Annotated in this window: 26 protein-coding genes and 1 pseudogene; 9 read left to right on the forward strand and 18 right to left on the reverse strand. The window is 69.3% G+C overall.

Annotated features, from left to right (window positions below):
* Positions 1–83: 83 nt before the first annotated feature.
* From ACFVYS_RS38010 to ACFVYS_RS38030, 5 genes are all read left to right on the forward strand, one after another.
* Positions 84–374: a hypothetical protein gene (locus ACFVYS_RS38010; protein WP_389509650.1), complete on the forward strand. Its 291-nt coding sequence runs from the start codon at positions 84–86 to the stop codon at positions 372–374.
* A 131-nt stretch (positions 375–505) separates the two neighbouring features.
* The gene (locus ACFVYS_RS38015) at positions 506–1,045 is read left to right on the forward strand and encodes a hypothetical protein (protein WP_389509652.1); all 540 of its coding nucleotides are present in this window, start codon (positions 506–508) and stop codon (positions 1,043–1,045) included.
* Between the two features lie 437 nt (positions 1,046–1,482).
* The gene (locus ACFVYS_RS38020; RefSeq protein ID WP_389509654.1) at positions 1,483–1,929 is read left to right on the forward strand and encodes a hypothetical protein; all 447 of its coding nucleotides are present in this window, start codon (positions 1,483–1,485) and stop codon (positions 1,927–1,929) included.
* Positions 1,930–1,934: 5 nt separating this feature from the next.
* The gene (locus tag ACFVYS_RS38025) at positions 1,935–4,118 is read left to right on the forward strand and encodes a hypothetical protein (RefSeq protein WP_389509656.1); all 2,184 of its coding nucleotides are present in this window, start codon (positions 1,935–1,937) and stop codon (positions 4,116–4,118) included.
* 23 nt (positions 4,119–4,141) lie between these two features.
* Positions 4,142–4,771, forward strand: coding sequence for a hypothetical protein (locus tag ACFVYS_RS38030; RefSeq protein ID WP_389509658.1), 630 nt, complete (start codon positions 4,142–4,144; stop codon positions 4,769–4,771).
* 307 nt (positions 4,772–5,078) lie between these two features.
* On the opposite strand, the gene ACFVYS_RS38035 is transcribed toward ACFVYS_RS38030, so the two are convergent.
* The gene (locus tag ACFVYS_RS38035; protein WP_389509660.1) at positions 5,079–5,231 is read right to left on the reverse strand and encodes a hypothetical protein; all 153 of its coding nucleotides are present in this window, start codon (positions 5,229–5,231) and stop codon (positions 5,079–5,081) included.
* Positions 5,232–5,257: 26 nt separating this feature from the next.
* Here ACFVYS_RS38035 and ACFVYS_RS38040 point away from each other — a divergent pair.
* A pseudogene (locus ACFVYS_RS38040) lies at positions 5,258–5,419 on the forward strand (hypothetical protein); the annotation flags it as partial.
* 69 nt (positions 5,420–5,488) lie between these two features.
* Here the strand turns inward: ACFVYS_RS38040 and ACFVYS_RS38045 are convergent.
* From ACFVYS_RS38045 to eccB, 17 genes are all read right to left on the reverse strand, one after another.
* A complete protein-coding gene (locus ACFVYS_RS38045) occupies positions 5,489–5,791 on the reverse strand; it encodes a WXG100 family type VII secretion target (protein WP_385567899.1) in 303 nt (100 codons plus the stop codon).
* 51 nt (positions 5,792–5,842) lie between these two features.
* Positions 5,843–6,181, reverse strand: coding sequence for a WXG100 family type VII secretion target (locus tag ACFVYS_RS38050; protein WP_385567896.1), 339 nt, complete (start codon positions 6,179–6,181; stop codon positions 5,843–5,845).
* 42 nt (positions 6,182–6,223) lie between these two features.
* Entirely contained in the window at positions 6,224–7,321 is a 1,098-nt protein-coding gene (locus ACFVYS_RS38055) for a S8 family serine peptidase (protein WP_389509663.1), read from the reverse strand.
* A gap of 202 nt (positions 7,322–7,523) precedes the next feature.
* Positions 7,524–9,236 carry a hypothetical protein gene (locus ACFVYS_RS38060; RefSeq protein WP_389509665.1) on the reverse strand — a complete coding sequence of 571 codons (1,713 nt, stop codon included), beginning with the start codon at positions 9,234–9,236 and terminating at the stop codon, positions 7,524–7,526.
* Positions 9,236–9,619 (reverse strand): hypothetical protein, encoded by a 384-nt coding sequence (locus ACFVYS_RS38065; RefSeq protein WP_389509667.1) that lies wholly within the window; start codon positions 9,617–9,619, stop codon positions 9,236–9,238. Before ACFVYS_RS38065 ends, ACFVYS_RS38060 begins: the two co-directional genes overlap by 1 nt.
* A gap of 213 nt (positions 9,620–9,832) precedes the next feature.
* Positions 9,833–10,366, reverse strand: a complete 534-nt coding sequence (locus ACFVYS_RS38070; protein ID WP_389509669.1) for a hypothetical protein — start codon at positions 10,364–10,366, stop codon at positions 9,833–9,835.
* On the reverse strand, positions 10,344–11,618 hold the full coding sequence (locus tag ACFVYS_RS38075) for a WXG100 family type VII secretion target (RefSeq protein ID WP_389509671.1): 1,275 nt from the start codon (positions 11,616–11,618) through the stop codon (positions 10,344–10,346). The genes ACFVYS_RS38070 and ACFVYS_RS38075 overlap by 23 nt, the downstream gene beginning before the upstream one ends.
* The gene (locus tag ACFVYS_RS38080) at positions 11,618–11,920 is read right to left on the reverse strand and encodes a DUF6317 family protein (protein WP_389509673.1); all 303 of its coding nucleotides are present in this window, start codon (positions 11,918–11,920) and stop codon (positions 11,618–11,620) included. Before ACFVYS_RS38080 ends, ACFVYS_RS38075 begins: the two co-directional genes overlap by 1 nt.
* Positions 11,917–12,522 (reverse strand): SAV_915 family protein, encoded by a 606-nt coding sequence (locus ACFVYS_RS38085; RefSeq protein ID WP_389509675.1) that lies wholly within the window; start codon positions 12,520–12,522, stop codon positions 11,917–11,919. The genes ACFVYS_RS38080 and ACFVYS_RS38085 overlap by 4 nt, the downstream gene beginning before the upstream one ends.
* 184 nt (positions 12,523–12,706) lie before the next feature.
* On the reverse strand, positions 12,707–13,372 hold the full coding sequence (locus ACFVYS_RS38090; RefSeq protein ID WP_389509677.1) for a contact-dependent growth inhibition system immunity protein: 666 nt from the start codon (positions 13,370–13,372) through the stop codon (positions 12,707–12,709).
* Between the two features lie 22 nt (positions 13,373–13,394).
* Positions 13,395–13,694: an RNase A-like domain-containing protein gene (locus ACFVYS_RS38095; protein WP_389509679.1), complete on the reverse strand. Its 300-nt coding sequence runs from the start codon at positions 13,692–13,694 to the stop codon at positions 13,395–13,397.
* A gap of 59 nt (positions 13,695–13,753) precedes the next feature.
* A complete protein-coding gene (locus ACFVYS_RS38100) occupies positions 13,754–14,317 on the reverse strand; it encodes a hypothetical protein (RefSeq protein WP_389509681.1) in 564 nt (187 codons plus the stop codon).
* Positions 14,318–14,334: 17 nt separating this feature from the next.
* Positions 14,335–16,086, reverse strand: a complete 1,752-nt coding sequence (locus tag ACFVYS_RS38105) for an RNase A-like domain-containing protein (RefSeq protein ID WP_389509683.1) — start codon at positions 16,084–16,086, stop codon at positions 14,335–14,337.
* Positions 16,086–16,403: a WXG100 family type VII secretion target gene (locus ACFVYS_RS38110; protein WP_389509685.1), complete on the reverse strand. Its 318-nt coding sequence runs from the start codon at positions 16,401–16,403 to the stop codon at positions 16,086–16,088. Before ACFVYS_RS38110 ends, ACFVYS_RS38105 begins: the two co-directional genes overlap by 1 nt.
* 68 nt (positions 16,404–16,471) lie before the next feature.
* Positions 16,472–16,891 (reverse strand): WXG100 family type VII secretion target, encoded by a 420-nt coding sequence (locus tag ACFVYS_RS38115; RefSeq protein ID WP_389509687.1) that lies wholly within the window; start codon positions 16,889–16,891, stop codon positions 16,472–16,474.
* A gap of 125 nt (positions 16,892–17,016) precedes the next feature.
* Positions 17,017–18,237 carry a type VII secretion-associated serine protease mycosin gene (mycP, locus tag ACFVYS_RS38120; protein ID WP_389509697.1) on the reverse strand — a complete coding sequence of 407 codons (1,221 nt, stop codon included), beginning with the start codon at positions 18,235–18,237 and terminating at the stop codon, positions 17,017–17,019.
* A 140-nt stretch (positions 18,238–18,377) separates the two neighbouring features.
* Complete coding sequence (eccB, locus tag ACFVYS_RS38125; RefSeq protein ID WP_389509689.1) at positions 18,378–19,898, reverse strand: type VII secretion protein EccB; 1,521 nt, start codon at positions 19,896–19,898, stop codon at positions 18,378–18,380.
* Positions 19,899–20,121: 223 nt separating this feature from the next.
* Between eccB and eccE the strand changes: the two genes are divergently transcribed.
* From eccE to ACFVYS_RS38140, 3 genes are all read left to right on the forward strand, one after another.
* Positions 20,122–21,426: a type VII secretion protein EccE gene (gene eccE / locus ACFVYS_RS38130; RefSeq protein ID WP_389509691.1), complete on the forward strand. Its 1,305-nt coding sequence runs from the start codon at positions 20,122–20,124 to the stop codon at positions 21,424–21,426.
* Positions 21,423–22,199 carry a hypothetical protein gene (locus ACFVYS_RS38135; RefSeq protein ID WP_389509693.1) on the forward strand — a complete coding sequence of 259 codons (777 nt, stop codon included), beginning with the start codon at positions 21,423–21,425 and terminating at the stop codon, positions 22,197–22,199. Before eccE ends, ACFVYS_RS38135 begins: the two co-directional genes overlap by 4 nt.
* 324 nt (positions 22,200–22,523) lie before the next feature.
* Positions 22,524–26,138 carry an SCO5717 family growth-regulating ATPase gene (locus ACFVYS_RS38140; RefSeq protein ID WP_389509695.1) on the forward strand — a complete coding sequence of 1,205 codons (3,615 nt, stop codon included), beginning with the start codon at positions 22,524–22,526 and terminating at the stop codon, positions 26,136–26,138.
* The last annotated feature ends 33 nt before the right edge of the window (positions 26,139–26,171 follow it).

Genomic DNA, 26,171 nt, shown 5'->3' on the forward strand with positions numbered 1-26,171 from the left:
CCCGCCTCCGCCGCCACCCGTCGCAAGCGTGGGAAGCCGTCGGGTCCGAGTCCTCGGGCAAGGTCAAGGCATACGAATACTCCGTGGCCCAGCGCAAGAAATGGGACTCCGGTCGGGTCGGCACCGCTGTCGGGGTGGGAACCTCCTTCGTCGCGACCCCGTGGGTCGGAGCACTTGCCGGCGGAGCCGCGGGAACAGCAACCAGCGTCGCTCTGGAACAGGTGTTCCAGGACGCCGAAGGCCGGGCCGTCAAGAAGGCCCAGAAGACCGGCGGTCAGTTCTGGGCCGACGGCCAGGTGAGAAATCAGGCCATCGCGGAGTTCGAGCCGCCACGGAAAAGTGCGGATCAGTGGATACCGGCGATGCCTGAATGACTGCACGCGAGGACGCGAATCAGGGCCAGCTCGATGCGCAAGCCATCGTCGATGGAGGGGCTCCCGGCAGCAATAAAGCCTTCTGAGCCCACCTATCCCACAAAAGAAGGGCATCGATGAAATCTCACCGAATGACTGCGAGGAAGTCCAGCACGGTTTCCATCGCCGCGCTCACGATCCTCGTCTTTCTACTGGCGGGATGCGGCGAGGAGGAACAGGAACGCGAGTACGCGGTTCCCGGAACCCTGTGCGGAACGGCTGTCGAGAGGGACGATCTCGCTCCCTTCCTTCCGGCAGGGAGCAAGATCGCCGTCAAGGACAGGTCCTACTCCGGAAGCAAGGGCTGCCAGGTCATCGTCGACGACAAGCTGATAATGACCACAACTCAGATATGGATGGAAGAGGGCACGACGACAGCCCTCTTTGCAGCCCGACAGTCCCTTGACACCCCTGATAAATCTACGGAGGACGGGCGGTTCGTGTACTCGGGGTTCGAGGCATTCGGCAAGACCCACGGCTGCGTCGACACCAAGTACGAGCAGGAGCTGTACACCGTGATTCAGGCGGAGGGCTCAAAACACCGGGATGCCGAAGCCATGAAGCGCCTCATCCTCGCCTATACCGGGGAGATCGAGATGTCGGCGGAGTGCACGGCGGGGTCCGAGTCGTAGTACCGCCGGCCCACTCGGCGCCGCATGCCTGCACAGGGACTTGCCCGGGCCGTCCTCGCGGCAGCGAGAGGTTCGCGGCGGATCCGGAAACAAGGTACGCAGGGGGTGGGCCGGCGCCCCTGAGGGGAGCGGCTTCGACGGATGTCGGCGGGGGCGGGGTTTCTCATCTCACGACGGCGGGGAAAGCCATCGTTCAGGTCGGGCCGGCGCCGGAAGGCCGTAGCGGCTGGGCGCACTCGGCATCCGGAGCAGAGTGCTTGCCGTGCGGCCAGAAGGCCCCGTTGCTCCCCTCCCCCCTCAGGTCGTACCGCGGTCATTCGTGGAAAGTATGGTGAGATCCGTGAACTCACTTGAACTGGGCTTACGGATAAGGCCTGTTGACGGCTTGGCGAAACTGTCCCGTCCGGTGGACGGGCTCCACGGGGGAGGGCTCACGCATGGCGTGGGATGAGTGGGAGCAGCTCAAGAGTGCGGCGGCGGGGCAGCATTCCACACGGATGCAGCTCAACCAGTACCCCGCCGATCAGGGCGGGAACGGCACGCAGGGAGATCTGGTGGCCGGCCACCAGGACCTCGAGGCTGTCGGCAAGGCGGCTCACGACCTGTTCGAGGACTTCACGACCTACAGCGGGCACGCGCGCGTGGCCTCCGCGACGGCTGCGGGCGGACTCAAGGGTGAGGGATTCGCGCTGGGCGCCGCGCTCGACCATGTGACGGAGCGCTGGAGCGAGCAGACCAAGACCCTACTGGACGCCTGCGCCCACATCTCCAACCACCTGCGGTTCACGAAGAACCAGCATGCCGCCGACGACTCGTACATCGCCGGGGCGGTCAGCAGCATAGCTCTGCTGGACGAGGGGTTCGACGACCGGAAGGGCCACTGACACCGATGGACCTCGATGCCCTGCGTCACGGGGATTTCTCCAAGCTCGGTGAAGCGGTCACCGACTGGGAGCAGATGACGACGAAGCTCGCGGACCTACAGAAGGACGCGGAGAGCAACCTGAAGGCCAAGGCGGACACCGCCAGGTGGGCCGGGGTCAACGCCACCGTCAGCCGCGAGTTCATCACCAAGACGGCCGCCGAGTTCGCGGACGCGTACACCCAGGCCGACTCCATCACCAAGATCCTCAGCGACACCCGCGGTGAACTGATCAGCTACCGAACCCAGTTGAACGCCGCCATCACGCGCGGCGCGCAGCAGAACCTGAGGGTGATCGACACCGGCGAGGGCACGTTCACGGTCACCGGCAACACCCGGCCGGACTGGGCGTCCGACCCCAGCGGAAAGACCGGCGCGACGGACCAGAAGGCGGTGGACGCCCTCCGCGACGAGATCCAGGGCATCCTCACCAAGGCGACGCAGAGCGACAACAGCGCCGCCAAGGTCCTGCGGCTCCTCGTGGACCAGGCCAAGTACGGCTTCGCCGATGCCTCCTACGCGAACCGGGACGAGGCGGCCAAGGCCGTCGCGGCGGCGGAGAAGCTCGCGAAGATGGCCAAGAACCCGGCCGACATGAGCCTCGACGACATCAAGGACTTCAACCGCACGATGGAGACGTACAGCGGCGACTCCCTCTTCGCGGAACAATTCGCCACGCGCCTCGGGGCCAAGGGGACGCTCCAGTTCTGGACGGAGATGACCTCGGCTCACGCCGGCGCCAGGGGCTCGGAACTCGAAACGATGAAGAGCCTCCAGAACAACCTGAGCCTCACACTGGCCACGGCGTCCTTCTCGGACTCGGAGGCCATGCAGCATTGGAAGCAAAACCTCATCGCCGAACGGAACACCAACTTCCGCGCCACCGACTCGTTCAACCCCATCGGGGCGCTGGGCTCCCAGGTCATCAGCAGTCTGATGCGGCAGGGGCAGTACGACACGGAGTTTCTGGACGACTACAGAAAGACGCTCTTCAAGGCGGACAAGGTAGGGGGCGAGAACAACACCGATGCCGTGTGGGTGAAGGGCTACGACGCCCTCGACCTCGTCTTCGGCGACGGCAACGGCAACGGCCGAGACCCGCTGGAAGGGCTCTTCGAGGGCCTGTCACACAACCCAGAGGCAGCGGTGCACGCCTTCGAGTCCAAGTCCCATCTCGACCGTCTGCTGGCCACCACCGCGTACACAGACCGGGGCCCCTCACTCGGGCATGCGCTGGAAGCCGCAGTGACCGGGGTCGGGCTGGGAGACTCGATGAATGCGGCTCCGCCCCACAGCGAGGCACAGGTCCAAATCATGGCGAACATCATGGAGGCTGTGGCGCAGCCCGATGGCGGCGCGGACCTCGTAGGAAGAGGAATGGGTGAGAGTTTTGGGCACATGGCGGCTTCCTATATGCCAGAAATCAGCAGAGCCTTCGGAGGGCCGAACTCCGAGGCGATCTTCCTGTCGCCCAGCGACGACCCTGACGGACTTCTGCGATCGGACGCGGCGCGATTCCTGTCAGCAACCTCGTTGGACCCGTCAGGAAGGGCAGGAATCATCTACGGAGAGAGCATCTACACCGGTAGCCTCCTTGATGCGCATCTGTCAGACCCGTCTTTGTTCGACGGAAGTCGCGACCTGGTTCTTCATGGTATCGGCAGAAACGCAGGAATCATCGAAGGAATTGTCGGCCGTTCCATCGCCGACGCAGATATCGACAAATCCGTCGAGGCCGAAAAGGCTTACAATGACAGCTTGGAGGACCAGGGAAACTTCTTCAATACCGTGCTCTCGGCCGGCATCGGGTACGGCACTGCCATACTTGCACCATCCGGACCGGCAGGGGCAGCGTACGCCGGGGGCGGAGGTTTCATCACCGGCGTCGCCGGCATGGCCGTCGGCCGCTTGCTCGAGGGCAGGGAATTGGACGGCGCACTGGATGAGGCCGTTTATCGAAGCGGACAAGATCTCAGTAGGGCCCAGGATTCGGTCAACCAGCAGACGCAGTGGTCAGTGCAGGATGCATTGAAGCGACACCACGTGAACCTCCCGACAGACGGAACCAACACCCTCATCGGAAACGCCGTCAACGAGGGCTGGGAGTCAAGCGACGACATCTTGGGAAGTAACAAGAAACGGTCGAACTGAGAAAGAGGTTTCCAAGTTTCCCCATGCAGAAGAATATAAAAATTCTGGCTCTCGGCGCCGCCACATTGACCCTGACGATTGGAGGCTGGTTCTCATATCAAGAGTTCTTCACGAACGGGCTCGAAACCCTTCCGGCCAAAGTATGCGACGAAAGCACCAAGAGAGAGACGGTGATCCGCGTTCTTCCGAAAACCCGATCAGCGGAGGAGGGCGCTGACACCAATGGCTCCGGATACGGCTTCATGTTCAGCTGTCACATATACACCGCCGGTGATTCGATTTTGTCTGGCGAAGCGCAGATCCAGGACTCGTCCCAAAAGACCTGGGAAAATTACTACAAATCCTACGGCGGAAGATCAAGGGGGACGGCAGAACAGACTTCCTCAAGTGGAATCTACACCCTATCCAGGGGCAATTTCGCCAGCGTCTACGTCCCATGCGTTCCCAGTGGAAGCAAGGCGGGTGACGCCTCGCAGGATTACGCCCTTATATCCGAGGTGCGGGTGATCGGGGAAAGTCGAACCGAGGGGCTCGACTTGCATCAAGCACTGACCGACTTCGCCTATGAACTTACACAGCACGCTTACACCGTGGGCAAATGCGAGAATGGCCAAAATTTCCCGGACGAACTCCCTCGGTTCAAAAAGAAGTGACATCCCACGAGGCCAGATCGGACCGGCACACTGCCCGATCCGGTCCACGCGGCCAGATGCTCAACCTCGGGTGTTGGCCGCCCGCTCGGACGGGGTGCCGGTGCTCACTTCCTGGGTCCCCCCGCCGACGGGTTATGGCACGTGCAGCCGCAGCGGCGTACCAGCGGCAGACCTCCACTGTGCGGGAATGGGATGTCACGCAGTCGGCGGCACGAGACGTGCACGTCCCCGTAGCCGGGCCGGCTCGCCAGCGTGCATTCCGGCGACAACTCGCGCGCCTCGCCCGCCGTTCCGGCAGACCACGCCCTCACTGGTCACCCCGGCGGGAGGGCGGCAGGACGGAGAGTACGTCCGGCTGCGGCGCGTAGTGCGCGGCGCATGCCTGGCAGGCGTACACGGTGAAGCCCGGCCCCGAGTTCTGCTGGACCGCTCCGACCACGACCGGGGCCTCGGTCGTCACGTGGCAGCGCACGCCCTTCTCACCACGAACTGGAGCAGGAGACAGGCGGAACAGTCAGCCGCCGAACCATCAAGTCCGCCATCGAGGCACTACAGGCCGAGGGGATCGTTCAAGGGGTCCAAGGCAAGGGGGTGTTCGTCATCGCCGTGCCCGCCGATACGTCCGAGGACGACAAGGGTGACGGCTGACGGGCAGAGCACAGCACAGGGTGGGCACCTCCCGTGCGTGCCCACCCTGGTGTTGCGGAGTACCTGCTGCTACATGAAGTAGCTGGCGCCCTTCAGGTCGCCGCCTCGGTAGTCACCGCCGGCGCCGTGGACCTGGTGCGAGATCTGGAGCAGCGCCGCGTGGATGCCACGCGCGTGCTTGTTCCACTCTTCGCTCTTGCTCTGGAACTGCTGGAACGCCTCGCCGCCCCAGCCCGAGGACACGTTGAGCACGGCCTGGCGCAGCGCTTCGAGGTCCTCCTCGAGCTTCTTGGCCTGGTCGCCCAGCTCGGTGGCGAGCGCGTCCATGGTGCCGTAGGTGACGGCGAGTTCCTCGTAATGGGCTCCGGACATGATTCCCCTCGTTTCTCTGAAGACTTCAGGCAGACTTCGCCGGAATGATGGTCAGTAGCTGTTGAGCGCCGAAGTCTTTCCACCGAGATCGTCCACCGAGATCTTGTTCATGTCGGCGGTGATCTGGTCTTCGAGGTTCTGCTTGTCGGTCTTGGTCATGTGGATGCCGTCGAGGAAGTCGTCGAGCATCTTGCCGATCGCGACCATATGGCCGTTGATCTCCGTCTGCTTGACGTTGAAGGCGTTGGCACCCTGGCCCGTCCACGCCCGCTCGATCATGTCGATCGTGCCCTGCAGCTTCGCGAGCGAGCCCCGGATGTTGTCGTAGCGATCGATGACTTCCTTCTGGAGCTTCTGTACATCGCCGTCGTTTAGCTTGCGGTCGACCATTTGGGCACTCCCTTTCGTGAGCTGTGGTTCGTCATGTGTGGGTCATGTGGCTCGCCGCGAGCGGAGAATGGCGAAAGCGCCGCCTCCGATCACCAGGACAGCCGCCGCCACTCCGAACGCGATCCACGTCGTGGTGCTGTCGGAGGTGTCCGAGGTTGATGCTGCCGCCGAGGTCTTGCCTCCTGCCGTGGCCTTCGAGGGCTGCGGCGTCGGTGCCGATGCTGAGGGTGTGTTGCCTGCCTCGTCCGTGACGCCCGTCGCGTTTTCCCTGGCGAGCGGGTCGGTCTCGGCGGACCCGGGGTTGAAGTTGCTTTGCTCCAGCACCATGCGGGGGCGGATCAGTCCGTAGCCGAGGTAGGTGCTGGGGTCGTTCTTCGCCCAGTCGCGTCCGGCGGTGTCGATCAGGCTGGCGAGGACCTGGTTGGCGGTCCACTTGGGGTGGGCGGACCAGATCAGGGCTGCGGAGGCTGAGGTGATAGCTGTGGCTTGGCTGGTACCTTGGCCTTTGCAGTAAGAGCGGAATGTGTTGTCGCACCACGTGGGTACGTCTATACCAGGGGAAGCTAGGTCGACATAGTTTCCGTGCTCTGAGAACTTTGTGACTTTTCCGTTCTCATCCGACGCTGCGATTCCGACAACATAGGGATACGCGGCCGGATAGTCGATGAGGCTCTTGCGCTCCGCGTCGTTCCCGACGCTGGCAAACATCAACTTGCCCTTGGATTGGGCGTACTTGATCGCCGCCTCTTGCTCGGGGTCATCCCCTGGGCTACCGAAGGACATGCTGATGATTTTGGCATCGCTGTCAGCGGCAGCCCTTATCGCCTTTGCCGAGCTTGCGGTCTTGCTTCTCTCCGCCTTGTTCTTCAGGCCGTCGGTCAAGATACGGTAAGGGACAATCTTGGCTCCGGGAGCAAGGCCTTTCAGGCCATCACCGGCACCGGTACCAGCGATCAGCTCAGCCATGGTCGTTCCGTGGCCCAAGTAGTCCAATGTCGCGCCGTACGCCACGGTCGTCGGCACCTCTCCGGCAAGTACCTGGCCCTTCAGCGAAGAGGTGTCAGGGTTGACGCCTGAGTCAATTACCGCGACCTTTACGCCCTTGCCGGTGCTCACCTTCCACATCTCGTCGGCCTTCATCGCCGACAGATACCACTGCTGAGACTGGACGTCGGCGGCCGACGCGCTCGGGGCCAGACCTGCCGAGAGGACGGCCAAGGCGCCGAGCGCTGAACAGACGGCGGATACCCGTCTCCCGTTTCGTCCCGCGAAAGACGCGCTCCGCCCGCCCCGTCGGCTGATCCCTGCCACCATGCCTCTGCCTGTCCTCGCTCTTGTCCGGTCAGTCGGTCGCCGACGCATCATCGCGCCGCTCGTCACGGCGTGAACGTGTTTCACGGGAACCCTGGTTGCGCGCAGAATTACGAGCCGTGCCCGAGCCACCGGGGGTATTTCCAGTGTTCTTGCTTCCGGAAGCTCGTCCCTTCGGCGTTCCGACCACACCGTCAGGGTTGCCGGGGCGGCGAGCCGACTGTCCCGCGCCCCTTCCCGTCGTGGAGCCGGGTGTTCCGATCACCCCACGCTGGCCCGTCTTCTCTCCAGCGGTGCGTGAGGTGGACGCGCCCTCGCCGCCGACGACCGTACCGCGCGGCAACCTGGAACCGTTGGTGCCGGGGGTGCCCCCGGAGGCAGGCCTCCCGCCGACAACGCCATCGCCCGTACGTCGGGCGCCGGTACGTCCAACGCCCGGACGCCCGGGGTTCGTGGCACCCATGCCGGTGACGAGACCGCGTGGGACACTACCGCTACGTCCCGCTGACTGCCCGTCAGTCTTCGGCCCCCCGCCGACCGCGCCTCGCCCCATGGGACCAGTCGTACGGCCGCCCGTCTTCCCTGTCGCTGCGGCGGCACGTCCCGCCTGCCCCATGGGACCAGTTCCCGTACGCCCTGCCGCAGTGCCGCCAGGCATGCCGCCCGCCCGCCCCTGCGGCGTGCCGGTAACCCTGGCTCCCGGCACGCCGCCAAACCCTGAGGTACGCCCGGCTGGCCCTCGGGAAGTCGGGGGCACGCCGGCGGGGGCAAAGGGAGAAAGCGTTCCCCCAGGGGTTGCGTTGGGGCCTGCCGTCGAGGGTGGTGTGACAGTTGTCGGCTTCACGGTGTCCTGAGGCGGCAACGTACCGACGCTGTCTATCTCCGTGCCGACATGACGTTCCGGGACCGTGACGGGATCGTCCAGTTTCTTCGCTGTCGAGAGGACATCCGGCTGAGGCCGCTCGACAGAAGCATCCGCTGATTGATGACGCGCAGTTTCCGAGCGAGCCGTGCCGGCGCCAAGGCCGATCTGCTGCTTTCCGGGAGGCTCCTCACCTCTGACAATTGTCGGCTCGGGCACCCCCACCCCCGGCATCTGAGGAAACACCGGCTCCTCCGCCAGTTCCATCATCCCGCTCGACACCGTATAGAACGACGCCAGCCGGTACATCTGGTTGATGGCTTCCTGGCGGTTCTTCTCCGCCGTGACCGCCGCCGTGTACTCCTCGTTGCCTTCGACCCGTTGGGGCATCGGGATGTCGTCGACCTTCTTGGGGACGAGGCGGCTGTCGCGCGGGGGCATCGACTTGCGTACGGAGGCGAGGCCGGAGCTTGCCGCCAGGACCTGGGTGCCCACCTCGTCGGCGTAGCCGGCCAGGGCGAGAGCCGTGGTGGTCAGGTTCATGCCCCAGGTGTAGAAGGCGGTGTGGGCCTCGCCCTCCCAGTCGACGTTGCCCAGGTTGCGGCTGAGTTCGTTGGCGGCGTCGTTGATGGCGTCCCGGGCGTCGACCAGGGCCGTGGCCGCGCTCTCCAGGGTCTCCGGGTTCGCCGACTCGACGATGTCGATCATGGCGTTGAGGTCGTAGCCCTCGAAGCTGGTCTTGCCGAAGCCGCCGGGGCTGCTGAGGGAGCCGGGGCTGATCACCACGGCCTTGTTGACGGCGTCGTCCACGCCGGTGTTCTGCTGGGCGGCTTCCTGGCGTTCCGTCTGGTAGCGGTCCGACTTCTTCTCGTGGTCGGCCATCAGTACCCCGCGTCGGTGTGGTCAGCGTCGTTGGTCCGCTCGGTCTGCTTGTTCAGCGCCTCTTCGCGGTCGCGGTTGACCTCGGTGCGGATCTCGTGGAACCGGTACCGGAGGTCCTCTTCGAGGTTGTCGAAGGTGACGTCCACGCCGTGCACGGCGATCTGCATGGCCTCCAACTGGAGCCCGAGGGACCGGGAGAGGGTCGTGATGCGTTCGTGGACGCGCTCGTACTGGAGGTGGAGATCCTTTGCCTCCGGGAACTGCCCCGCTCCGAACGTGGCCTCCGACAGGCTGTGCCCCCCGACCTTCGCCGAGCCGCCTGCCGATTTCTCGAAGGCCGTGAGCAGGTCGTCCACCCGCTTTTTGAACGTCGAGAGCGCCATATATCCGCGCCGTACGTCGGTGGGGCCCCCGCCCATGTCCGCAGGAATCACGCCAACCACTCTCCCCGTTTTCCGCCGCCCGTCCCGGACGGAACCGCCCACGCCTTTCAAGTGTTCATGACCGCAACGCAACCACTGTAATGACTCCCTCTGACAGTCCCAACTGCCTTATGCAACAACCCTGCCACCACTGAAGCGCAGAGCGCCCATTCCTCACGTTCGGGGTGTTTTCTCCTGCATCCAGCGCCGCGCCCCGACTTCGCTCGGGTACTCGCGGACCGTGAGCCAGGCGGTCAGCCAGCCGACGAGGTACGCGGCGAAGGCCGGCATGACGGGTGCCGCGAGGAGGGCCAGGCCGCGGCCCGCGGCGGCCCGGCCCGGGGCACGGCTGTTGTGGTCGCGTTTGGCCTGGCGGGTCTGTTCGGGAGTCGGCGGGTTCAGGAGGTCCTCGTGATGGCCCCGGCGTTGCTTGACCCAGCCCCTGACCAGAGCCGCGCAGGACGCGGCGACCTGCGCGCCGTCGCAGATCGTGCGCACGGTGGGTGGCATCTCGCTGCGGAACCCCTCGTAGAGGCTGGCGGCCATGAAGCAGACCATGGCCATCACCAGGAGCAGGAAGACGGTCGTGCGGGCGCGGCACAGCCAGTAGAGCGGGCCCCGCCGGTACCACGTCCTGCCCAGCTTGGGGAGGACAGGGATCTGGACGGTCATGGCCTCGGCGGGCTCAGAAGATGCTGGTGACGCCATGCCAGATGTCCTGCGCCATACGTACGCCGTCGTCCTTGGTCTCCGTCAGGACGTGGCCCGTGCCGGTCAGTACTCCGCCGACCACCCCGTGGTCATGGATGTCCTCGCTCCAGTGCTCGTGGAAGGAGTGGTCGAGGAGGCTGGTCGCGCCCACCGCGGCCACCACCCCCACGCCGGCCAACGCGGCCGCGCCCTCCACGGGCAGGGCTGCCACCACGCCCGCGCCGACGGCCACGCCGCCGAGCGCGGCACCGCCGTCGACGACCACCGAGTGCTGCCAGGACCAGCCCTTGTCGTGGTCGTCCTTCGCCTCCACCAGCCCGCAGGCGGCGGCCGCGGCGACGTCCAGCACCGGGATCTCCCTGAGGAACTCCGGGAGTTTGCCCGCGCCTTCGCCCAGGCGCAGCGCGTCCGCCGCGTCGGCCAGTTTGACGTTGAGAGCCCGGTCGTAGGGAAGGGCGGTACTGCCGTGGTCGGCTCGGGCGATGGCGTCCTCGAGGGAGTCGACCTGCGTCACCGCGTCGCGGTAGGCGCCCTTGGCGGGGAGATCGTCCGGCAGCGCGCGGCCCGCCTTCTGGAACGCCTTGCGCTCGGCGCGCAGTTCCTTCTTGGCGGCGCGCTCCTCGGCCTTCGCGCCGTCGATCAGCCTGCGGGCCTCCTTGCCGCCGGCCCGGGCGTCCTCGGCGTCGTAGGCGTACAGGCCGCGCAGGGCGTCGGCGAGGGTGATCTTGTCGCCGGTCGAGACCGGCGCCGTCACCTGCGCGTACAAGCCCCGCAGTCCGTCCGCGGCGACCAGCCGTGCGTGCTGGGCGGTGTGCAGGATGTCCTCGCGAACCGTGTCGTACTCGCCGAGCGCGGTGATCGTCTTCTGGTCGTCGGCGCTGGGCGGATTCGAGGTCAGCATCTCCAGCGGGACGCCCTTGTCCCCCATCGGCACGCCCTTGCCGGTGGCGACGTGCTCGGCGTTCTGGAGTGCCGTCTCGCAGGCGGAGAGCGCGCCGACGAGCGTGTCGAGGAGGTCGCCCGCGCTGTGCACGAGGCTCGCGAAGGCGCCCGCGGCCAGCGCGTCCTCGCTCCAGGCGGCGCGGAAGGTCTCGGCCGCCTCGCCCTTCCAGTTCGTGTCGCCGACCAGCCGTTCGACGGCCTGGCCGAGCGGGTGGACGACCTCCTCCAGCTTCTGCCGGGCGTTCCTGTACGTGTCGGCCATCGTGCGCAGTCCGCCGATGTCGCCGCCGACCCAGCTGTCCGCCATCAGCCGTCTCCCGCCATCAGGTCCTCGAACAGTCCGTGGACGTCGATGTCGCGTCGTCGGAAGGAATCACGGGCGTACGCCACCTTGTCGCCGTGATCGTCGAGCCGGTCGGCGAAGCCGACGTGCAGGGCGACGATGAGGTCGGCGATCTCCTTGAGGGCGTGGTCGAGCCCGGCGTCGCCGCCGCCGACGAGAGGCGGGGCCACATCGGCGTGCAGCTTGCGGTAGTTGACGGCCTCGTCGTGGAAGGTTTTGGACAGGGAGGTGAGGTCGCTCAGCACCGCCTTGAAGTCCACCGTCATCGGCGTGCCTCCCGCGCGAAGGCGGCCAGGTCGGCCGGCTGCCAGTTGTGCCGACCGGGCGCTGTCCGCGGGTCGACGTGGACCGTGACGCCCTGCGCCCCCACGCCCTCGGCCAGCGGGCCGATCGAGGTCGCGACCCACGGCTGCGCCTCCCCCAGGGCGGCCACGAGCCCGTCCAGGGTGGTGAAGGCGAGGGCCACCGTGCCGTGGGTGGGGTGCTCGAAGAGTTCGTAGGCGATCAGGGGCGCGGGGACGGAGGCGGGGGCGGGGGCGCCGGTCGGGTCCGTGGTGGGGATGCGGCGGGGATGGGCCGGGACGAAGACCGGCGTGTGGTAGGCGGGGACGCCGGCTCTGGGGCCGGCGGGGCCGGGTCGCGCGGGCGGTTCCGACACGGCGGACTCGGTGGACTCGACGTACTCGGTCGACTCGACGTACTCGGTCGACTCGACGTACTCCAGGATGCGTGACCTGCGGGGTTCCTGTACCGATGGAGGTGCCGGGGCCGAGGCAGGGTTGTCACCGGGCGGCTTTGCCCCAGCACGATCGACGTGATCGACGTGATCGACATAGTCGAGAAGGCGCGAACGGATCGGTATGCCCACCGCCGTCTCCTGTTCCCCGTGAACCTGCGGATGATGTGGCGGCACCACCGTAGCCAGGGAACTGTCCGGCAAGTCCGGCTATTTCAGGTTGATGGAGCGAGGGCATGCGGAACCCATACGGGCGTTTGGCCGGGGCGCGGGGAGCGCTTGACCGTGGGATGACCAGCTGGTGGCGTCCTGGCCCTCACTCGGCGCGCGGAAAGGTGAGGCGGTCGGCGACGAGTGCGAGCCAGCCGCTGGGCGCGTACGGCGCCGGCGGGTCGACTTCCATGCCCAACTCGGCTACGGCCACGGCGTAGTCGGACTCGTCCAGGGCGAGCGCGAGCAGTTCGCGCAGCTCGCCGACCAGACGGGCCACGAGGTGCCGGTCGGTGGTGGTGCGGTAGTCGTCGACGGCCGCGTCGTGGTCGTCGAACTCGTCCGGCATGTCCTGGGAGAACCAGCCGCCGAGGAACTGACCCAGTTCGGGGAAGCGGGCGTGCCACTCCCAGTGGGTGGCCGGCACGGCCGGGGGCGGGACCTCGCCCTGCTCGATGCTGTGCTTGATGTGATCGGCCAGGTGGTACAGCCACTGCTGGATCTCGCCCTCGGGCAGACCGACGTCCGGGATCGCGTAGAACTCGCCCAGCCGGAGGCGGAGTCGGCCGGGCGGGTGGTCGGCGTACTCGCGCAGCTGACGCTCGGCGACGGCCAGGGCCCAGGGGCGGGTGTGCCAGGTCTGGCGCAGGTAGGCGGTCAGGGCGCCGCTGGGCTTGTCGGGGGTGTCGTCCGCCGGCCGGCCGGCGTAGGCGCGGATCACCTGGTCCAGCTCGCCGTAGCGGCGGTCGTGTTCTAGGGGGCTCAGGGGCACGGTCGGCAGCCTCTACAGGTTTCTACAGGTAGACGGGGAAGGTGGCGTGAACAGCGAAACCATGGGGGCGGCTTGCGTCCCGCTGGAGGACCACCCGGGCCGCGCGCACGTCAACGGGCTCCCGGCCGGCCAGCATCATCGCCTGCAGCAGCACTCGGCCCACCGGCTCGGGCCGGGAGGGCCACGATGCCTCGATGGTCAGGCGCCGACGTGTGGACCCGGCCAGCCAGCGGTGGATGACCTGCTCGTTGACGGTGACGACCTGCTGGGTGGCCCATTGGGCGGCTTCACGGTCGGAATAGCTGGCAGTGCGGGTGCGCAAGGGGCTTCTCCATCGTGGGCAGAACGGAGGATCGGGGCAGCACGGCGGATCGCATCACATCAGCGGAATGACCAGACCATCCCGACTTCCGTATCCGACACGAGCACCAAGCCGAAGTCGAAGGTGCGCACGGAAAAGGAGTACCACCGAGAAACCCGTTGGTAGTAGTCGCGGGTATCGCTGCCGTGCCCGGTGTTCGCATAGAAGTGGGAGCCTTCAGGGAAGCGCGACAGAATGACACAGGCCTTCGCTTCAAGGGCTTCCCTGCGCTCCTCGAAATCCGGTTCCTTTGTGACATCGATCCACGGCGTGGAAAGGGCCACGAGGAACCGTACGGCCTGAGAACGCGGGATCTCATGCAGGTAGGGCTTCCAGGAGTCCGCCGTAGCCACGACCTCCGGAGGCATGACGAAGGGGTAGGACGGTTCGTCGAGCCTTTCGAGTTCGCCCTCCCAGATGTCCACCGTGCGCCAGCCGCGTGCGTCGCGGGTGACGCCGTGCATCAAGGTGGACAGGTCGAGCACCCAGTTCTCGTGCACCCTGCTCGTAGCCTTGGCAATGGTCGCCCGACGCTCGTACATGTCGATCGCATCGGACCACGAACGCTCATCGAGTTCGGCCATCACTGTCTCCTTACTCATCATTGAGGCATGGACGTCAGGACCACGAAGGGCGGATCCAGGTCCGGATCGTATTTGAGTACGGTCAGAACACCGTGAGCGTCCTGTGGTGGCGTCGCCTGATCGTTCACGACCGGCGCCGTACGCCCCGTCACCGCCGGAATCCCCAGAGGCCCCGCCGGCACCGCATCCACGGAGAAGTCCTGCTTTTCACCCGGAACCGGAGGAGGCGGCCCTGTAAGCCACTTGTCGATTTCTGCCGTATTGGTACGGACATTGTGCTGAGTGTAATACTGCGCCGATTCCAGGTCGGTGAAGGAGGAAGCCGCGGGAATATCGACCTTTCCCGCCCCGGACGCCTCGTCCCGCAACCGCTGTGTCAGCTGGGCGTCCGTCAGACCGACGTGCTTGTCGATGCTGTGCCCGCCGCTCAGTTCCTCCTCCGTGGCCAGGTCGATGGAGTACTTGTAGGGGATCTGGCTCTCCGTGCGCTGCCAGCTGTGTTCCTTCTTGAAGTCGTTCAGGGAGCGCGCGCCGTACGCCTCCGCGCGTGCCACCTCCGCACGGAAGGTGGGCACACTGAGCAGTGCCTCGTCGAGATCGGTCTCCAGTGCCTTCAGCTTGGTGGCGGCCTCGCTGAAGGCCTGGTGGCACGCCTCGACCGCTTTGTCGGCGGAGGCCTTGTCCATGTGCGAGCGGAACGTCAGCACGATCTCGCCGAACGCCATGGTCGCCGCGAGCCGGGTCAGCTCGAACAGGTCGAGGCCCGTGGTCAGGTCCTTGACCGTCGCCTTCGCGGCTTCCTTGCCGAGCCGGGTGGTCGTCTCCGCGGTTTTGAGACGGACATCGGCCAGATGGTCGAGGCTCTCCTGCACGGTGGTCGCGGTCTGGCGGAGAATCTCGATGATGGGCCGCTGCTTCGCCGGGACGACGCTGCGGTTCGTCTTCCAACTGCGGCCCATGGAAGCCCGGTTGCCTTGGGCGTCGTAGGTCCTGCCCCACTCGGTGGTGCCCCAGATGGTCTGGCAGAACGCCTTCATCGCGCCCTGCCACTCGTCGTTGCCCCTGTTGTTGGTGATGAACTTGATGGCGCCGTTGAAGTTGTCCGACGCCGCCTTCGCGTCCTTCTCGACCGCGCGCCAGGCCGTGGCCATGCCCTTGAGGTCCTCGTCCCTGGCACCCGGGGTGATCTCGTGCATCTTGCCGAGGTTGAGGCCGTGCTCGATCGCGGGCCGGATGACGTCGGCGAGGAAGTCGGGCACCTCGCCGAGGATTCCGGAGATGTCCCAGGAGTCCGCGTCCTCGCCGGTGCCGGTCCACTTGATGTCGTTGACCGGGCCGTATCCGGGCTGCTTCTCGATGACGACGGGCGGCGGTTTCTCGACGGGCGGCGGACCGTACATCTTGCGGGCGGCCCAGTCGGCCTGGGTGTACTTGTTGGCGGTGTCCGTCAGACCGACGGCGACACCGCCCACGCTGACCACGCTCTTCGCCCAGAGTTCCAGGAACTTCTCGTTCACCGACCTGTACGCCGCCGCGAAGGCGTCCGCGCCCCAGCCGGTTCCGGCCGACTGGCTGTACTGGTTCAGCACGTCGACCAGCGCCCTGGCGCCCTTGTCGTAGTCGAACTGCCCGTCACGCACCACGAGCGCGGTGTAGTGCACATGCTGCGGCTGTAGGTCGAAGCCGCCACCGCTCGTTCTGGGCGAACGGGTGCGGGCGTCCGCCCGCTCCTGTGCGCGTTGCTCGTCGGTGGGCCGCCGGTCGGCCATCAGGCGCCACCCCAGCCTCGCAGCACCGCGAGGTGCGCGGCCGCGTAGTTGGTGTGGCCCGTGGTCACGTACTCGTGCAGCCACTTCTGGGCCGCTTGCAGGTCCTGGGCGGAGCGGTCCCACTCGTCGAGTTTGTCGACGAAGACCTCGCGCGTCTCGCCCCGCCAGGACAGCACGACGGGCACGACCCGGTCGTAGAGATCGTCCAGCTTGCCGTTGAGCTTCTTGAGGATGTCCTCCAGGTCGGCGGCCAGCACCTCGAGGGTGGCGAAGGAAACGGCTATGTGGTCGTCGTCGGGTGCGGCGCCGGTCGACATGACTCCCCCTGTGTTCGTCTCGGCAACTGCGGTTCGAAAGGGCGGTTCGAGAGGGCGGTTCGAAAGGGCTACAGGTCGTCGAGGCTGCTCCGCGGTGCCGCCGCCGGTGCGCCGGTGTTCGGCGTCGACAGTCTGTCCACCTCGCTCCCGACGTCCACCTGGATCCGCCGCATCCGGGCGAGCACGTTGAGGTCGTCCTGGGAGAAGCCGTCCCGGCTCAGCCGTACGGCCTCCTCGAGCAGCTTCATCACTTCACGGATGCGTACGGCGTCCTCGGCCGCCGCGCGGTGGAAGTCGCGGTACGCCGACGCCGCCGGGCCGCGCCAGCCCGCCTCGATGCTGTCGACGACCGCGTCCATGCGTCGCACCTGCTTCTCCAGGTGATCCTGCATGTCGTCGAGGTCGTCGGCGAGTTTGGTGAGGTCCTCCGCGGACACCTTCAGCTCAGGGCCGCTGCCCTGTCCCGAGCCCGCTCCGGACACACCCATCCCGTACCTCCGTCCCCCCTGTCGCAGAGGCGTGACACGTCGCTTGCGGTTGCGATGATCCTACAAATCGTTGGTGGCTGCACGCTCGAACTCGCGCCCGGACGCGGCGAGATGGCCGCCGGCCCCTACTCCGCCCCCGCGACCCTCCGCGCCCGTCTCCGTGCGTCGCGGATCGCCACCGCCGTGCCGCCGAGACCCGCCGTCAGGACCGCCGCCGCGACGACGACGTAGGTGGCGAGGCGCGTGTTGCGCTCGTCCGGGGTCTCGCCGGTGCGGAACTTCGCGGGGCTCGGGGCCTCGGCGCCGCCCAGGCCGTCGTGGGGGCTCGGGGACTCGATGGGGCGGTCGTCCTCCGTCAGGGCGCGGACCGGGTCGACGACACCCCAGCCGACGAGTCGGTCGTGGCCCGCGATGGTGCGTTCCGCGGTCTGCTCGATCTGGGCGACGATCTCGCGCGCGGTCCAGTCCGGGTGCCTCGCCTTGAGCAGCGCCGCCACACCCGCCACGTACGGCGCCGAGAAGCTCGTCCCGTTGTCGGAGCAGTGACCGCCCTGGGGGACCGTGGAGACGATGTCGACGCCGGGGGCCGCCACGCCCACGAAGTCGCCGGACTGGGAGAAGGAGGCGCGTTCGTTGTTGCGGTCCGAGGCGGCGACCGCGAGGACGCCCTCGTAGGACGCCGGGTAGGTCTCCTTGACGTTGCCGCCCAGACCGTCGTTGCCGGCCGACGCCACGACCACGACGTTGCGGTCCAGTGCCTCGTCGACGGCCAGCTCCAGGTCGGAACTCGGTCTGACCGCGTTGGAGGTGTCCTGGGAGATGTTGATGACCCCGGCCCCCGCCTGTACGGCGTAGCGGATCGCCGCGGCCAGGGACTCGGTGTCGCCGTGGCCCTGGGCGTCGTTCTGCTGGATCGGGATGACGGTCGCCTCGGGTGCCAGCCCCACGAATCCGGTGCCGTCGAGGGGGCGGGCCGCGATGATGCCGGCGATCTTGGTGCCGTGGCCGACGGTGTCCGTGGTGCCGTTCTCGGCGCCCCGCTCGATGGGGTCGCCGTCGTCGTCCTTGAGGTTCTTCGGGAGGAGGTTGCGGCCGGCCTTCGCGTCTACCGCGTCGGTGAGCTGCGGGTTCTTCACGTCCACGCCCGTGTCGATGACGGCCACGCGGACGCCCTTGCCCTTGGAGCGGCTCCACAGCTCGTCCAGGAGGACCCGCTGGAGGGCCCAGGGGCGGCCCGGGTACTCGCCGTTGGGGAACGTGCACTGGTCCGAGTAGGGCAGCTTGTCCGCCGCCGACGCGGGGGGCGCGAGGACCGCGGCCGTGGTGAGGAGGGTCGCGGTCACCACCAGAGCGGTGCGCAGCGCCGGAGCGGTACGCAGTCCCCGGGCCGTACGCAGTCCCCGAACCGTACGCGGCACCGGTGCGGCCGTTCGAGATGTCGTCCTCCGCAGCACGGTCGTCGTCCGCAGCACCGTCGTCCTCCTCCTCACGAGCCCTGCGGCTGGCGGGCCGCCGCCGTCGACAGGCGGGGGCCGGTGGGCAGGAACTCCGACCAGGCGGCCGGGATCGGCGCCGGGTCGATGTCCTTGTAGCCCAGCAGGGTCTGCGCCTGCTGCGCCTCCTGTTGCTGCTGTTCGCGCTGCTCGGCGCTGGTGCCGATGCCCGCGTCGTCCGTCGCGCTGTCGCCGTTGGACTGCAGGACGTAGCGCAGGCCCGTGTCGGTGACGAGGAAGACCGGGCCGGCCTTGGTCGCCTCACCCTGGAACTGGCGGTAGAGCTGGCCGGAGCCCGGCGTCACATAGGCGCTGGAGGAGCCGGTGGGCAGCTTGGCCGGGAAGTCCGTGCCCGCCCAGGTGCTCAGGGTCGTGGCGCCCGAGCCGGAGTTGACGCCGCGCAGGACGTTGCAGATCGTGCTGCGGCTCCCGGCGGCCCCCGACGCCTCGTTGACCGGCTCCGGGTCACCGGCGGGCCAGTGGTGCTCGGTGCCGAACGCCTCGCCCGGCACGATCGCGCCGGGGCTCAGCTCGCGGGCGTGCCCGGCCTGACCGAGGGGGGCCAGTTCCTTGCTGAACAGCAGCAGTTGGGCGACGAAGGCGGACACGGGAGCGACACGGCCGCTCAACACCACGTAGTACTGCTCGGTGTTGTTGTCGAACGCCTTGAGCACCATGCCGACCCGGTCCGCCGACGTGTCCAGCTGACCCGGTGCGCCGGCCGCCTCGCCCGGCTGCCCGGGAACGTCCGGGAAGGCGATCGGATCGCCCTGGTGCAGGGTCGCCAGCCACTCCGCCGACACCCGCTGGGGCTCCCGGCCGGAACCGACCACCGCCCGCAGCAGCAACTCGTCGCTCTTGCCCACCGGGTACGCCGTGCCGCCCGCGTCCACGACGTAGCGTCTGCCGTCCGGGTCCGCCACGTAGAGCAGTTGACCGTCGCGCAGACGCCCCGCGCCCTCGGTGGCGTCCTTCTCGCGGGCGGCGAGGACCAGCGCCGCCTTCTGGACGGAGCCCCCGGCACTCGGCCGCTCGCAGACCACCCATCGCTTCGCCTTGCCCGCCTCGGACGCCGAGGGCAGCCGGTCGGGGGCGTACGGGATGCCGACGGTGACGCCGTGCGGGATCTTGCCGCTGTCCAGGACGGACTCCGAGACGGTCACCACCTGGCCCTGCCCCTCGTCGAGGAGCAGTTTCGCGGAGGCCATGTTGAGGACCGGGTGCAGCTGGACCTCGTCGCCGGTCCGCAGCACCACATAGCGGGTGGTCGACTTGCTCGCGACGATCACCTTGGCGTTGGGCGTGTCCCAGCCCTTCGGCGCGGTCGGTCTGAACATGCCCCACGCCCCGAAGACGGCCATGACGAGCACCCCGACGACGATTCCGGGCAGGATCGAGCGCAACGGCCGCGGTGCCCCCTCCTCCGAGCCGTCGGGCGACGACTGGAGGAAGGCCGCGAGCATGCGGCGCTTCGCGAAGGTGTAGGCGTTGAGCTGGTCCCGCCGAGATGCCATCTGTGCCCGTCTCTCCCCGATTTCCGGCCGATCCGCCTGGTCCGCAGCGCGGTTGACCGGTTCCCCGTCTCCGATGTCAGAGCGGCCACCTACTATGCCCGGTAACCATGGGGACTCGAGGAGCGGGTAGGGTTCCCGGGCCGTCGAGTGCCCTGTGCGGTGCTGGAACACGGGCGGTTCGTGAGCGGAACGGGGGGACGGAGTGAGGGTTTCGGGAACGGGCGTGCGCTCCGTCGGCCGGTCGCGGACGCGGGGCTCCGCGTCGACCGGTCCGCGGCCGCCCGAGCGGCCCGACCGGCCGTCGGCGCCGGGCACACCGCACCTCAGGACGGGCGCGGGCCAGGGCGGGGCATTCCGCCTGCAACGCCTCGTCCTGCTGGAGATCGCGGCCGCCGTGCTGCTCATCGGCTGGGTGAGCGGTCCCGTGGCGCTGGTGGCCGCGGGGGTCGTCGCCGCCCTGTTGGTGGCCCTCGCCTTCGTTCGCCGTCGCGGCCGCTCGCTGCCGCAGTGGCTGGCCACGGCACGGGAGCTGAAGTCCCGCCGCCGGCTGGCGGCACGGCTGGAGATACCGCCCGGGACGGAACCGGGATTCGGGCCTGCCGTGGAATGTGATCCCGGGCTGCGGACGTACGCGTACGGCGGCCGGGACCGGCGGCCCGTGGGGATCGTCGGGGACGGCACATTCGTCACCGCCGTTCTTCAGGTGGAGGCGGACACGACCGCGATGCGGGCCGAGCGCGGCCGGCAGCCACTGCCGCTCGCCCTGGTACGGGACGCGCTCGAGGTGGACGGGATCCGGCTGGAGTCCGCGCAGATCGTGCTGCACACCCAGCCCGCGCCCGCCCTGCATCTGCCCCCGCAGTCCGTGGCCGTGGCCAACTACGCGCCCCTGCAGGAGCAGACCGGAGCACCGGCGGTACGCATCACCTGGATCGCGCTGAAGCTGGATCCGGAGCTGTGTCCGGAGGCCGTGGCCGTCCGCGGCGGCGGTGCGGTCGGGGCGCAGAAGTGCGTCGTACGGGCGGTGGATCACCTCGCGAGCCGGCTGACCGGCGCCGGATTCCGGGCGACCGTCCTCGACGAGGAGGAGCTGACGGCCGCCTTCGCCACGTCCGCCTGCGCCAACCCGCTGGTGACGGCGGAGGCCGGGCGGACCGGGACGGTGGAGCGGCGGACCGAGGAGACCGGCCGGAGCTGGCGCTGCGACAACCGCCGCCACACCACGTACTGGTTGCGCCGATGGCCCGCGCTGGGCGGCGGCGGCCCCTCGCTCCCGCAGTTCGTCGCCCTGGTCACGGCCGTTCCCGCGCTCGCCACCACGTTCAGCGTCACCCTCGCGCGCGGTGACCGGCAGGAGGTGTCCCTGTCCGGGCACATCCGGGTGACGGGGCGCAGCGACGACGAACTCGTGGCGGCCCGGCGGGCGGTGCAGGGCGCGGCCCGGCACACCGGCGCCGCGCTCGCCCGTCTCGACCGGGAGCAGGTGCCCGGCATGCTCGCGACGCTGCCGCTCGGAGGTGCTCGATGACGGCGACGACGACACGCGGAGCCTCGGCCTCCGGCGAACCGGAGCCGTCCGCCGGCCGGTCCGGACGCCGTTCGCCGCGCAGCGGCTTCGGCCTGAGAGGGCCTCGGCACGGACGGCACTCGGTGTCCGAGGAGCAACTGGCCGCGCTCGCGCTGCCCATCGGGGACGACGGTGTCGTCATCGGCGTCGGCGCCGAGGGGCGGCCGGCCGTGCTGGGGATCAACCGGCCCACGCCGTACGACGTCGTCCTGATCGGCGGGCTGTGGACCGCGCAGGTCCTCGCCCTGAGGACGGCCGCCACCGGGGCCCGGGTGGCCGTGGAGACGGGGCGGCCACAGGCCTGGGTGCAGATGGTGCACGCGATGGGCGGCGGGCAGAACGGGCTCGCCGTGTACGAGGTCGGCCGGGTGCCTCCGCAGGGCGCTTCGGCGGGTACGCCGGTGCTGGTGGTACGGGACTGCGGGATGCGCCCGCCGCGCGGCCGGGTCACCTCCGGGCCCTGGCAGTCCGTGCTGACGCTGCTGCCGTATCTCAGCCCGGTCGCCCCGCGACTTGTCCGGCAGGCCCGGCTCGTCGGCGTCCAGCGGATCTCGCCGGACGAAGCCGCGGAACTGGGCCGCGCGTTGTCGCTGCCCCGCGGGGACGTGGAGGCACTGCCCACGCTCGCCGACGGGTTCACCTTGTGGTGCGCCGACCGCGACCGGCAGTACGTGATGACGCAACCCACGGATGCGGAGATCGGGTTGCTGGGCACACCGAGACGAATGGACTGACGCGGCGGCTTCTCCCTCTCATTTCCCTTCACCTCCCTTCACCTACCGTCATCTGTGCGGCACTTCGGCTGTTATGGCCGTTTTATCGAGTGGCCTTAAGTGCGTTTGCGGCCTCTTCGGGGGGTGCGTGACGTGGTGGACTGGTGCTGAGGGGTGGGCGGGCCTGCCGAGGTGGGCCGTCTGATGATTAGGCTGGTACGGGGCGCGATGCCGGAAACCATGGGGTGGACGTCGGCGTCTCCCGGGGGAAAGCCGCATCGGACGACGTCAGACGGCCTCGAACCACTCAAGGACGACAGAAGCGAACGGTCGCCCCGGCACGGCATGAGGGTGCTCGACCAACCAGGAGGAATTGTGAGCAGCGATCGGGACGGGATCCGCGGGGGCTGGGCCACACCCGGCGATGACCAGCCCGACGCGGAGTCCGCCGTCGAGGCGACGGGCGAGTTCACCATCGACTACGCGCCGCCGGCTTGGTACACACAGAACACGGGCGGCGGTCCGGCTCCGGCACCCGGCGCGGGACCCGGGGTGGGCCCCGGCGCGCCCCCCGGGCCGGGAGCAGCCTCGGAAACCGGCGCGGGGGTGACGGGTACGCCTGCAGCGCCGGCCGCTCCGCCTGCGCCGGACGCCCCGTTCACGCCACCTTCGCCCCCGGCTGCACCCGCGCCGGAGGCCCCGTTCGTCCCGGCTGCGCCGCCCGTGCAGGAGGCTCCGTTCACCCCAGCTGCGCCGCCGGCAGCGCCCGTGCCCGAAGCTCCGTTCGCTCCGGCTGCACCGCCCGTGCCGGACGGGGGCTTCCCCCTGGCCGCACCGGGAGCGCCGGTCACTCCGGTGGCTCCTCCGGCGCCGCCCGCTCCGCCCGCCCCGCCCGCCCCGCCCGTTCCGGCGGCTCCCGCCGTGCCTCCCGGCGCGGAATCGGTCGCCGTGCCGGGCCTTCCGACGGGCAGCGGATTCGAGCCACAGCCACAGCCGCACCAGCAGCCGCACCAGCAGCCGCACCAGCAGCAAGCCGAGGCCCAGTGGGGAGCCACGGGGGCTTCGGCGGGCGACGAGGAGAGCGGTTCCGGAAACGGGGACCTGGAGAGCGGTGCGACCATGCGCTTCTCCGCGGCCGCCCTCAAGCGGGAGATCGCCGAGCACGCCGCCGCCGTACAGCCCGAGCCCGAGACGCCCGCGGAGCCGGAGGCCGAGGCCGCCGAATCCCCCTCGTCCGGCGCTGTGCCGTCCGAGGCGGCGGATCCGGCGGACGCATCCGCCGACGCGGGCGCACCGGACGCCAACGAGGCTACGGCCGCTACCGCCGACGCCGGTGCCGAGGCGGAATTCGCCACCGCACGGGCGGCCGACGAGAGCGGCACCGCACCGGACGGGGAAGGCGCCCCCGAGGCTCCCGCGAGCGACGACACGGCGACGCAGGACGCCGAGGACGGAACGGGCCCGGCACACCCCGCACCCGACGGCGCCGCCGTCATCGAGGGCGCGGCCCCGCAGCACGACTCCGCCGTCGAGGAGCCCTCGGACGCCGTCCCCACCGACCCGGCCGAGCCGCAGGGCAGCGTGCCCCAGGACGCCGTTCCCCCGGCTCCCCCCGCGCAGCCCGCCTGGACTCCTCCGCCGGCCCCGCAGGGCGAGCTGCCTCCGCTGCCCCCGTCGTACCAGCCCGCGGCACCCGCACCGGCGGCCCAGTGGCCGGTCCAGCCACAGCCCGCCGATGCCGCGACGCACGGCCCCGTGCCCTCGGCGCCTGTCCAACAGCCGCCCGTCCACCCGCCCGTCCAGCCGCAGGCGGCTCCGCCCGCGCCGGTCGGCTGGAACCCGCCGGCCCCGGAGCCGGCCCCGGCCGCACCCCAGCCGGGCTACGGCTTCCCCCAGCCCCCCGCTCCCGCACCGGCGGCCCAGCAGCCTTCCGCCCCGCAGCCGGGCTACGGCTTCCCGCACCCCGGTGGCGCTCCGGCCTCCGCCCCCGCGCCGGAACCGGCCCCTCCGGCACCCCAGCCGCCCGCCGACACGCCCGCACCCGCCGGCTACGGCTTCCCCCACCCCACCGACGCACCGCCCGCCGCCGGCGGCTACGGCTTCCCGCAGCAGAACACGGGACCCGCAGCACCCGCCCCCGCGCCGCACCCCGCCGCTCCGGCACCCCAGCCACTTGCCGACGCACCGCCCGCACCCGCCGGCTACGGCTTCCCCCACCAGCACGCGGGGCCCGCAGCACCCGCCCCCACGCCGCAACCGGCCGCTCCTCCGGCACCCCAGCCGTCCGCCGGCTACGGCTTCCCCCAGCCCGCCGACGCCCCGGCCGCCGCCGGTGGCTACGGCTTCCCCCAGCCCCCGGCACCACAGCCGCAGGCGCCTCAGGCACACCCCGGCTTCCCGCAGCCCGGCATCCCGCAGCAGGCGGACGGGCAGTCCCCGGCTGCCGCCTCCCCGGGGTTCCCGCAGGGAGCCCCGCACGGCGCGCCTCAGGGCTTCCCCGGGCAGCCGCCCCAGCCCCAGGCACCGCACGCCGCACACCCACCGCACGCCCCGCACGCGCCCGCTCCCGACGCGTCGCACAGCCCGCAGCAGCACCAGCAGCAGCCGCCCGTCGACCCCCGGGCCGGGGCCGCCTGGCCGCAGCCGATCCAGCACGACCAGCGGCAGCCGGTCAACCCCGGTGCGGCGCCGCTGGGTTACACGGCCGCCGTGGAGCTGTCCTCCGACCGGCTGCTCAACAACAAGAGGCAGAAGGCGAAGAGCGGGCGGCCCGCCGCCGCCTCCTCCCGCTTCAAGCTCGGCGGCAAGAAGGAGGAGGCCGAGCGGCAGCGCAAGCTGGAGCTGATCCGTACGCCGGTGCTGTCCTGCTACCGGATCGCCGTCATCAGCCTCAAGGGCGGCGTGGGCAAGACCACGACCACCACCGCGCTCGGCTCCACCCTCGCCACCGAACGCCAGGACAAGATCCTCGCGATCGACGCCAACCCGGATGCCGGCACGCTCGGCCGCCGGGTGCGGCGCGAGACCGGGGCGACGATCCGTGACCTCGTCCAGGCGATCCCGTACCTCAACTCGTACATGGACATCCGGCGGTTCACCTCCCAGGCGCCGTCCGGCCTGGAGATCATCGCCAACGACGTCGACCCGGCCGTGTCCACGACGTTCAACGACGAGGACTACCGGCGCGCGATCGACGTGCTCGGCAACCAGTACCCGATCATCCTCACCGACTCCGGTACCGGTCTGCTCTACAGCGCCATGCGCGGGGTGCTCGACCTCGCCGACCAGCTCATCATCATCTCCACGCCGTCCGTGGACGGTGCGAGCAGCGCCAGCACGACGCTGGACTGGCTGTCCGCGCACGGATACGCCGAACTCGTCTCGCGGTCCATCACCGTCATCTCCGGGGTGCGCGAGACCGGCAAGATGATCAAGGTCGACGACATCGTGTCGCACTTCGAGACCCGCTGCCGCGGTGTCGTCGTCGTGCCGTTCGACGAGCACCTGGCCGCGGGCGCCGAGGTCGACCTCGACATGATGCGGCCGAAGGTCCGGGAGGCGTACTTCAACCTCACGGCGATGGTCGCGGAGGACTTCATCCGCCACCAGCAGCGCCAGGGCCTGTGGACCAGCGACGGCAACCCGCCGCCGGTGGCCGCCCCGCCGATGCCGGGCCAGCAGACACCGGGGCAGCCGGTGCCCGGCCAGCCGTATCCGCAGCAGGCGGGCCAGCCGTACCCGCAGGCGCCGCAGCCCGGCCCCGGACAGCCGTACCCCCCGCAGCAGGGTCAGCCGTATCCGCAGCAGCAGCCGGGGCAGCCGTATCCGCAGCCGCAGCCCCAGCCGGGGCAGGATCCGTACGCCCAGCCGCAGCCGCCACAGCAGCAGAACCCGGGGTATCCCCCGGCCGGCTACGGCTACCCGCAGGCCCCGCAGCCCGGGCAGCCTCCGCAGCAGTGACAACGCCGAAGGGCGGCCGGTGTCCTGGGACAC

Origin of the sequence: Streptomyces sp. NPDC058295 (genome assembly GCF_042880655.1) — a bacterium.
Lineage (GTDB): Bacteria > Actinomycetota > Actinomycetes > Streptomycetales > Streptomycetaceae > Streptomyces > Streptomyces coriariae.

Excerpts from the sequence above, each read along its gene's own strand:
- ACFVYS_RS38025 (WP_389509656.1), top strand. The coding sequence starts at position 1,935 with ATGGACCTCGATGCCCTGCGTCACGGGGATTTCTCCAAGCTCGGTGAA.
- ACFVYS_RS38080 (WP_389509673.1), bottom strand. The coding sequence starts at position 11,920 with ATGACGGTGGACTTCAAGGCGGTGCTGAGCGACCTCACCTCCCTGTCC.
- ACFVYS_RS38020 (WP_389509654.1), top strand. The coding sequence starts at position 1,483 with ATGGCGTGGGATGAGTGGGAGCAGCTCAAGAGTGCGGCGGCGGGGCAG.
- ACFVYS_RS38100 (WP_389509681.1), bottom strand. The coding sequence starts at position 14,317 with ATGGCCGAACTCGATGAGCGTTCGTGGTCCGATGCGATCGACATGTAC.
- ACFVYS_RS38015 (WP_389509652.1), top strand. The coding sequence starts at position 506 with ATGACTGCGAGGAAGTCCAGCACGGTTTCCATCGCCGCGCTCACGATC.
- ACFVYS_RS38115 (WP_389509687.1), bottom strand. The coding sequence starts at position 16,891 with ATGGGTGTGTCCGGAGCGGGCTCGGGACAGGGCAGCGGCCCTGAGCTG.
- ACFVYS_RS38045 (WP_385567899.1), bottom strand. The coding sequence starts at position 5,791 with ATGTCCGGAGCCCATTACGAGGAACTCGCCGTCACCTACGGCACCATG.
- ACFVYS_RS38070 (WP_389509669.1), bottom strand. The coding sequence starts at position 10,366 with ATGGCGTCACCAGCATCTTCTGAGCCCGCCGAGGCCATGACCGTCCAG.
- ACFVYS_RS38030 (WP_389509658.1), top strand. The coding sequence starts at position 4,142 with ATGCAGAAGAATATAAAAATTCTGGCTCTCGGCGCCGCCACATTGACC.
- ACFVYS_RS38075 (WP_389509671.1), bottom strand. The coding sequence starts at position 11,618 with ATGGCGGACAGCTGGGTCGGCGGCGACATCGGCGGACTGCGCACGATG.
- ACFVYS_RS38060 (WP_389509665.1), bottom strand. The coding sequence starts at position 9,236 with ATGGCCGACCACGAGAAGAAGTCGGACCGCTACCAGACGGAACGCCAG.
- ACFVYS_RS38055 (WP_389509663.1), bottom strand. The coding sequence starts at position 7,321 with ATGAAGGCCGACGAGATGTGGAAGGTGAGCACCGGCAAGGGCGTAAAG.
- ACFVYS_RS38105 (WP_389509683.1), bottom strand. The coding sequence starts at position 16,086 with ATGGCCGACCGGCGGCCCACCGACGAGCAACGCGCACAGGAGCGGGCG.
- ACFVYS_RS38110 (WP_389509685.1), bottom strand. The coding sequence starts at position 16,403 with ATGTCGACCGGCGCCGCACCCGACGACGACCACATAGCCGTTTCCTTC.
- ACFVYS_RS38065 (WP_389509667.1), bottom strand. The coding sequence starts at position 9,619 with ATGGCGCTCTCGACGTTCAAAAAGCGGGTGGACGACCTGCTCACGGCC.
- ACFVYS_RS38135 (WP_389509693.1), top strand. The coding sequence starts at position 21,423 with ATGACGGCGACGACGACACGCGGAGCCTCGGCCTCCGGCGAACCGGAG.
- ACFVYS_RS38140 (WP_389509695.1), top strand. The coding sequence starts at position 22,524 with ATGAGGGTGCTCGACCAACCAGGAGGAATTGTGAGCAGCGATCGGGAC.
- ACFVYS_RS38050 (WP_385567896.1), bottom strand. The coding sequence starts at position 6,181 with ATGGTCGACCGCAAGCTAAACGACGGCGATGTACAGAAGCTCCAGAAG.
- eccB (WP_389509689.1), bottom strand. The coding sequence starts at position 19,898 with ATGGCATCTCGGCGGGACCAGCTCAACGCCTACACCTTCGCGAAGCGC.